Annotated in this window: 8 protein-coding genes and 2 pseudogenes; 6 read left to right on the top strand and 4 right to left on the bottom strand. The window is 67.3% G+C overall.

The genetic code is table 11. The features are described from left to right. Positions 1-116: 116 nt before the first annotated feature. Positions 117-473, bottom strand: a pseudogene (locus FCN22_RS22905) (RidA family protein); the annotation flags it as partial. A gap of 339 nt (positions 474-812) precedes the next feature. On the opposite strand from FCN22_RS22905, the pseudogene speB reads away from it, so the two are divergent. The 5 genes and pseudogenes from speB to FCN22_RS21020 all read left to right on the top strand — a co-directional run bounded on the left by speB (position 813) and on the right by FCN22_RS21020 (position 4,072). Next, positions 813-1,816: pseudogene (gene speB, locus FCN22_RS21005) on the top strand (agmatinase). After that, positions 1,813-2,574 (top strand): purine-cytosine permease family protein, encoded by a 762-nt coding sequence (locus FCN22_RS22620; RefSeq protein ID WP_274381660.1) that lies wholly within the window; start codon positions 1,813-1,815, stop codon positions 2,572-2,574. The pseudogene speB and the gene FCN22_RS22620 overlap by 4 nt, the downstream one beginning before the upstream one ends. Beyond that, entirely contained in the window at positions 2,460-3,236 is a 777-nt protein-coding gene (locus FCN22_RS22625; protein WP_274381661.1) for a purine-cytosine permease family protein, read from the top strand. Before FCN22_RS22620 ends, FCN22_RS22625 begins: the two co-directional genes overlap by 115 nt. A gap of 178 nt (positions 3,237-3,414) precedes the next feature. Continuing rightward, positions 3,415-3,747, top strand: a complete 333-nt coding sequence (locus tag FCN22_RS23040; protein ID WP_512700756.1) for a TraM recognition domain-containing protein — start codon at positions 3,415-3,417, stop codon at positions 3,745-3,747. 130 nt (positions 3,748-3,877) lie between these two features. After that, positions 3,878-4,072 (top strand): hypothetical protein, encoded by a 195-nt coding sequence (locus FCN22_RS21020; protein WP_137123517.1) that lies wholly within the window; start codon positions 3,878-3,880, stop codon positions 4,070-4,072. 24 nt (positions 4,073-4,096) lie between these two features. On the opposite strand, the gene FCN22_RS21025 is transcribed toward FCN22_RS21020, so the two are convergent. The 3 genes from FCN22_RS21025 to FCN22_RS21730 all read right to left on the bottom strand — a co-directional run bounded on the left by FCN22_RS21025 (position 4,097) and on the right by FCN22_RS21730 (position 6,314). Beyond that, positions 4,097-4,561, bottom strand: coding sequence for a cyclase family protein (locus FCN22_RS21025; RefSeq protein WP_137123518.1), 465 nt, complete (start codon positions 4,559-4,561; stop codon positions 4,097-4,099). A gap of 75 nt (positions 4,562-4,636) precedes the next feature. Beyond that, entirely contained in the window at positions 4,637-5,869 is a 1,233-nt protein-coding gene (locus FCN22_RS21030; protein WP_162308290.1) for a M20 family metallo-hydrolase, read from the bottom strand. 67 nt (positions 5,870-5,936) lie between these two features. Further along, complete coding sequence (locus tag FCN22_RS21730; protein WP_162308291.1) at positions 5,937-6,314, bottom strand: hypothetical protein; 378 nt, start codon at positions 6,312-6,314, stop codon at positions 5,937-5,939. A gap of 325 nt (positions 6,315-6,639) precedes the next feature. Here FCN22_RS21730 and FCN22_RS21035 point away from each other — a divergent pair, with 325 nt between their 5' ends. Further along, complete coding sequence (locus FCN22_RS21035; RefSeq protein WP_137123520.1) at positions 6,640-6,825, top strand: hypothetical protein; 186 nt, start codon at positions 6,640-6,642, stop codon at positions 6,823-6,825. The last annotated feature ends 117 nt before the right edge of the window (positions 6,826-6,942 follow it).

Here is a 6,942-nt window from a genome sequence, read left to right on the forward strand (position 1 = left end):
GCTGGCAACTCCTTCTTGCGTCGTCCCACCGAACACCTCCGTGATCAAGGTGTTGCGACGACCGCTGGAATCCGCCCTGCACTCCTCGATCGCTGTGGCAACACTTGCGCTCGACGTCACAGGTGCCGTGTGCGGTCATGGGCCTGACCGCGATCACGACGAGACCTGTGGCCGCAAGCGGATCCTCCTCCGGCGCTGCGCTGATCCGTGGCAACGCCTGCTCGCGAGCCCCTTACGATCGCCATCGCCTCGATCTCAATGTGTGCCTCGATACGTAGAGACTGGTGGCCTCGACGATCGAGCTGGCGGGGTAGGACGCGCGAGAAGTGCAGGCGTCGTTGCTCGTCGGTGTTCTCGAAGCTCCAATCCATGTCAGTGACGAAGATCCTCACATTGACAACCTCCTCGAGCGAGGAGCCGCCGGCGGTCAGCGCCGGTGCGAGGTTGGCAAAACCTTGCGTTGCTTGAGCCTCGAACCCTCGACCTCGGTGAGTTTGACTGCTGCTTGCTGCTGCAGGCCGCGGCTGCGCCGGGCGGGTGGGTGCCGGTGCCTGCCGATCTCAAGCAGTCCTGCGGTTTCTTGGAGAGAGAAGCGCAGACGCGAGCGTCCAACCGGTGCTCGGACAGCTCGGTCCTTGCCTGAGGTGCGCCCACGCTGCGTGGCCAGGGTCGACCCAAGTGGGCTGGCGCAAGATCGGGACGGAGGTCTCTTGTAGCGGGATGCACACGTCCGGTGCTTGAATCGACAAGGAGCCGAGCCGCGCCTACGCGCGGACCGCACGCGTCACGGGTCGACCCACCAGGGAGCGACCATGGACGAAGCACGCGTGACCTACAGCAACGGTGTCGTTGGCCCCGTCGACGGCCTTCAGGTCCCACGCTTCGCCGGCCATACGACCTTCGCGCGTCTGCCCCGGCTCGAGGACGTACGCCAGTTCGACATCAGCCTTGTCGGCGTCCCCTTCGACGCCGGCACCACCTACCGTCCGGGCGCCAGGTTCGGGCCATCTCACATCCGGCAGTCCTCTCGCCTGCTGCGCCCCTACAACCCCGCGCTGGACAGCGAGCCGTTCCATGGGGCACAGGTCGTCGACGCCGGCGACATCCCCTGCAACCCCTTTCACATTACTGAGGCGCTCGAGCAAATCGAAAGCGGTCTCGCCTCGCTGCAAGCCCTAAGCGACCAGTCGTCATCCTGGGCGGAGACCACACGATCGCCCTGCCTGCCCTCCGGGCTATGCATAAGGTCCACGGGCCCGTGGCGCTGGTGCACTTCGACGCCCACCTGGACACCTGGAACACCTATTACGGTGAGCCCTACACCCACGGCACCCCGTTCCGCCGAGCGTCGGAGGAGGGGCTGGTGGTCAAGGGCCAGTCGGCCCATGTCGGCATTCGCGACTCGCTGTATGCGCGCAGCGACCTGACCGAGGATGCCGACCTCGGCTACACGATCCTGCCCGCCCGGGACCTGGACGGGATCGGCGTCGACGCGGAGATCCGGCAGGTCCTGGATCGGGTCGGGACCGCGCCGGTCTACCTGTCGATCGACATCGACGTGCTCGACCCAGCGTTCGCCCCCGGGACCGGCACGCCCGAGGCCGGAGGCTTGACCAGTCGGGAGCTGCTCGCGTTCGTCCGTGGGCTCGACCAGGCCCACCTCGTCGGAGCCGACATCGTCGAAGTGTCACCGGCCTACGACCACGCCGAGGTCACCGGAATCGCCGCGGCCAACCTTGCCTACGAGATCGTCACCGTGATGACCCGACAGCACGAGCGACGTGCCCCGGCCGCGACACAGGAGGAACCGCAATGAGCACCGACCAGACACCGCGCCCAGAGCACACACTCACCGTCGAACACCGCAGCATCGACTTCATCCCGACCGACGAACGACACGGCAATCCTGAAAGCCTGTTCAACGTCTGGTTCGCCGCCAACATGCAGGTCACCGCGATCGTCACCGGCGCACTGCTTGTGGTGATCGGGCTATCCCTGCCCTGGGCCATTCTGGCCGCGTTCATCGGCGTCGCGGCCGGCACCATCTTCATGGCCTTGCACTCGGTGCAGGGCCCCAAGCTCGGCATCCCGCAGATGATTCAGAGCCGTGCCCAGTTCGGCTACTACGGCGCCGCCGTCCCCATTGTCATCGTGCTGCTCATGTACATCGGCTTCTTCGCCAGCAGCAGCGTCCTCGGTGGGCAGGCCCTGACCGGGCTGACGCACATCCCGGTCAAACCGACCATCATCATCATCGCCTCCATCTGCACGGTCGTGGCGATCTTCGGCTATCGACTCATCCACAGCGTCGAGCGGTGGGTCAGCCTGATCAGCGGGCTCGGCTTCGTCTACCTGACCATCATGCTCTTCGTCCACCACGACGTGGCAGCCGTCTGGCACGGCGGCCACTTCTCCGCCGGGTGTTCGGGCTCGGCATCGCCATCGCCGCGACCTGGACCATCACCTACGCACCCTACGTCGCCGACTACTCCCGTTACCTTCCCGAGGACACCTCCAGCCGCACCGTCTTCTGGTGGAGCTACGCCGGTTGCTCGATCGGCTCCTTTTGGATGATCGGGTTCGGCTGCATCGCCGTCGCCGTCGCCAACCAAGCCTTCAACGGCGGTTCCGTCTCCTTCATCGTCGACCTGTCCCCGGCAGCCGTGCACTGGCTGTTCCAGATCATCATCATCCTGGGGATCATCGCGGTGAACGTGCTGAACCTCTACGGCGCCTTCATGTCCTGGACCACCATCGCCACCGCCGCCAAGTCACACGGGGTCAACCGGACCACCCGTGCGGCCTACACGATCGCGGTCGCCGCGATCTCGACCATCCTGGCGATCGCGGGACAAGGCAACTTCCTGGAGAACTTCGAGAACTTCATCCTCTTCCTCGCCTACTTCGTCATCCCCTGGACGGCCATCAACCTGGTCGACTTCTACCTCGTTCGCAAAGAGCAATACGACATCGAGCAAATCTTCAAGCCCAACGGCATCTACGGCGGCGCCAGCTGGGAAGCGCTCGCGGCGTACTTCGCGGCGATCGCCGTGGAGATCCCCTTCATGAGCACCAGCTTCTACACCGGACCCATGGTCGCCCACCTCGGCGGCGCCGACATCTCCTGGATCCTGGGACTGATCGTGCCCGCAGTCCTCTACTGGGCCTTCATGCGCCCCCGCGCCGACGAATTCCGCCTCTCGCAGCCTCCCGATCCATCACGCGTCGCACCCTGACACGCTTCGCCTGGAGCTGGCGCCCGTCATCACGCCGACAAACGCGGTCGCCGCTGACCTCGCTAATGTCCGAAGGCGGCGGCACCGGCATCAAACCCCCTGGTCGTGCTGCAGTCCTTCGCCCAGGACCGCCGCCGTCTGGAGCGAACACGCCGCCGGCGCGATCTGGGACTTCGCCATCGTCAAACTCACCCTCGGCGGCGGCTCCAACGCCCGCGACCTGGACGACCTGGCCAAACTCATCGGCCAACACACCGACCAGCAACGGACCACCTCTACAGGGCCGGACGGGAAACACTCCAGCACCACCTCCCCGCACCAGGTGCCCATCCTGGAGCCCGCCCAGCTACGCATCCTGCCGTTCGGCACCGGCATACCGCTGCTGCGGTCCGCGCCACCGATCGTGCTGACTCTTTCCGGTTGGCCCCACAGTCCCGACGCGAAGCGACTCACGGCCGACCAACTTGCGCTGGAGGCGGTGATCCGGCGTGCCCATGCCACGCGGACCTGATCCCCGACGACGAGACGGCAGCCGGTATGCCGAGCCCCCCAGTTCGTCTCGGCAGCTGGGTCGAGCAGCTCATCGACCGGTTCGTCCTCGACGTGCGAACCATCCCACCCTGCGGCACCGACACAACGCCATGGTCGAAGCCCTCGCCGCGCTGCGCGACTACGAACGCGGCTGTTACACCGATGCCGCCTCCCCCACCGCCGCCGTCGACTTCATCCGCGCTCTGCGCGAGATCACGCTCTATCTGCGGGATGCCGCCGCCCAGACCCAGTGCTCCGCACGGGAGCACCGCTCCGACCTCCAGCGCTCCACCGGCTGTGGGTGACGCTCCAGCTCGTTGCGGGGAGGTCTAGTGCCGGTGCCGTCGGTCTGTCGTGTAGCCGGTGAATCCCATCTGGAACCCGCTGAACGCGGGCCGGTTGCCGTTGACCGCGATCCAGTCGCCGTGCGGTCGCATCCGCGACAGGCCCGGCCCGACGTTCTCCAACGTGATGCCGCCGTGGAACAAGGTGCGCGTCGTGGCCTGCAGTCTCGCGTCCATCGTGGCGTCCGGTCCGAGGGTGTCCGACCCGGTGGCGATGATGGACCGTTGGGCGAACAGCCAGTCCACCGCCGCACCGGAAAGGCCCGGCGCGGGCGTGGTCACATATGGGGAGTGGGCGCCGCTGCCCTGATAGAAGAGCGGTGCATACCCGGTCAGCAGCAGCACGCACCCCAAGGCGGGGATACGGCCGTGACGGCGTTCCCAGGAGCGAAGGTCGGCGGCGGTCACGAAGAAGTCAGGTCCGGCCCGGCCAACATTCGCGCGGATCAGCGGGCCAAGCCACTTGACGAAACGGACGGCTCGTGGAGATCGCGGCCACCGCCCCGGGTGCGGGCAGCTATGCCGTCACGAGTCGGCGAGTTCGGCGAGCGTGGCGAGTAACACGTCAGCACCAGCGATGGCATCCTCATCGGTCGTGTACTCGACCGGGACGTGGCTGCGACCGTCGCGGCTAGGGACGAAGATCATCGCGGTCGGCGCCAGCAGGGCCATGTTCTGCGAGTCGTGGCCCGCGCCGGACGGGATGTCCGTGCTGCTCAGGCCGAGGTCGGTGGCGCGGGCTCGGATGATCTCGCGGATACCCTCGTCGAGCGGCACCGGGTCGACGATCTCGTCGGCGTCCCACTCGGCCGTCACCCCGTACGCCGCCGCGGCCTCCTGCGCCGTGCGGTCGATCGCCTCCAGCATCGCCGCCACCCGATCGCGCGACGGGTCGCGGAAGTCCAGGCTCACCTCGGCCAGTTCGGGCACCTGGTTGGAGCCGCCCGGCTGCACCCGCACACGGCCGGTGGTGATCACCGAGGCCGGTCCCGAGCTTCGTGCCAGATCCGGCATGGCGCCGATGAACCGCGCCGCGGCCAGCAGCGCGTCGCCGCGCGCGTCCATCGGCGTGGTGCCCGCGTGGTCGGCCCGACCGTGGAAGCGAACCAGCCCCCCGCCAAGGCCCACGATCGAGGTGACGACACCGATGCGGACACTGTGCTGCTCCAGCCTCGGCCCCTGCTCGATGTGCAGCTCGACGAAAGCGTGCACCCGGGCCGGATCCACACGGGTGCCGGTCCGAGAGCCCCGCGCCCAGGCCCAGCCCTCGAGCGCATCGACCAACCGGTCACCGTCCCGCCCGGTCATCGCAGCGAGCTCCGACTCGCTGAAACCGCGGCGAATCGCCGTCGAGCCCAGCAGATGGTGATAGTTGCCCTCCTCATCGGAGAACACCACCGCGCGCACCGGCCGCCGCGACCGTCGGCCGGTCTCGGCAAGGCGACGCACGCACTCCAGCGCCGCCACCGCGCCCAGGGCACCATCAAAGGCTCCGCCGCACGGCACCGTGTCGAGATGCGAGCCGCTCCAGACCGCCGGCTCGTCGTCGCCGCCCGGCAAGCCGGCCACGATGTTTCCCAAGCCGTCCAGTCGGACCTCCAGCCCAGCCTCCTCGCACTTAGCCGCATACCAGGCACGAGCCTGCCCGTCGGCGGCGGAGAAAGACGTGCGGGTCAGCCCGCCGGCGGGATCCCGGCCGAACTCGGCCAGCTCGGCCAGCTCCCGCAGCAGTCGCTCTCCGTCGACCCGAACGCTCACAGGCACACTCCCTCGTCGCAATACTCGGTTAGGCGGCCGCCGTCGACGGCCCTGCTTGCGTCCCGGATCACGGCGACCGCCTCGCAGATCGATCCTGCCCAAAGTAGATGTGACGATGCAAGTCGCTCCATCGGCCAACGCGCGCCGCCGTATCGTCCATGAGCCGCTCAATCTCCGAGTTGGGATCCGAAATCTGGCGCACTCGTGGATCGTCTAGCCGCGCATCGTCGCCACGTCTTACGCCCTTCAGCATCCGCGGCAAGATTCGGTCAATACTCGTGGTCAGTTCATGCAGACGCTCCCGAATGACTCGTCGTCGCGCTTTGGCCAGCCTGAAGCGGTATTCGTTGGGGTCTCTCTGCGGCTTCTCCTTCGCCTCGAACACCCCCAAAGGGGGCTCGCCCAGTTCCGCGTAGTCGAGGTACATCATGCCGATCTCACCCATGCCGGGAGGGATCCTGGAATAGTCCAACCCTCGATGGTGGCAGACCTAAGATGAGGTCATCCAGGCGCGTACCAGGTCGTCGTCCTCATTGTCAGACCCCCGCCTGGGGCCTTGGGTAGCATCGGTTCGGCGCGGTCCCACAGCAACAGGAGCGGGAGCGCGCCGGCCAGCCGTGGCAGCGCACGGACCTGGTCTTCACCAGCCGCACCGGGACGGCGCTGGATGCCGTCAACGTGCGCCGACAGCTACGCGCCGTGTGCGAGGCCGCGGGCCTGGACCCCAAGGCCCGGACGCCTCGCGGCTGCGGCACAGCTTCGTCTCCCTGATGTCCGCAGCCGGCGTCCCGCTCGAGGACATCGCCCGGCTCGTCGGCCACCGCGGCCCCGTCGTGACCGAGGCTGTCTACCGCAAGCAGCTGCGTCCGCTGCTGACCGAGGGCGCCGAGGCGATGAACCAGATTTCGGCGATCTCGAGCCTCCGAAACGGGACACCTAGTGTCGTGCGTCATTAGTTCATTGACAGTGTGGGATGATGGGGCATGCCGTCATCTGGACAGAGCCCCGCGGGGTGGTGGGCTTTGAGGGGGTCCTCGGTGCCCTACTCGCCGCTGTCGATGGCGGCGTGCTCA

The sequence above is a fragment of the Segeticoccus rhizosphaerae genome (genome assembly GCF_005222685.1).
In the GTDB taxonomy this organism is placed as follows: domain Bacteria; phylum Actinomycetota; class Actinomycetes; order Actinomycetales; family Dermatophilaceae; genus Segeticoccus; species Segeticoccus rhizosphaerae.

Bases quoted from the DNA above. Each gene is read 5' to 3' on its own strand.
- FCN22_RS22620 (WP_274381660.1), top strand. From the start codon at position 1,813: ATGAGCACCGACCAGACACCGCGCCCAGAGCACACACTCACCGTCGAA.
- FCN22_RS21020 (WP_137123517.1), top strand. From the start codon at position 3,878: ATGGTCGAAGCCCTCGCCGCGCTGCGCGACTACGAACGCGGCTGTTAC.
- FCN22_RS21730 (WP_162308291.1), bottom strand. From the start codon at position 6,314: ATGGGTGAGATCGGCATGATGTACCTCGACTACGCGGAACTGGGCGAG.
- FCN22_RS21035 (WP_137123520.1), top strand. From the start codon at position 6,640: ATGTCCGCAGCCGGCGTCCCGCTCGAGGACATCGCCCGGCTCGTCGGC.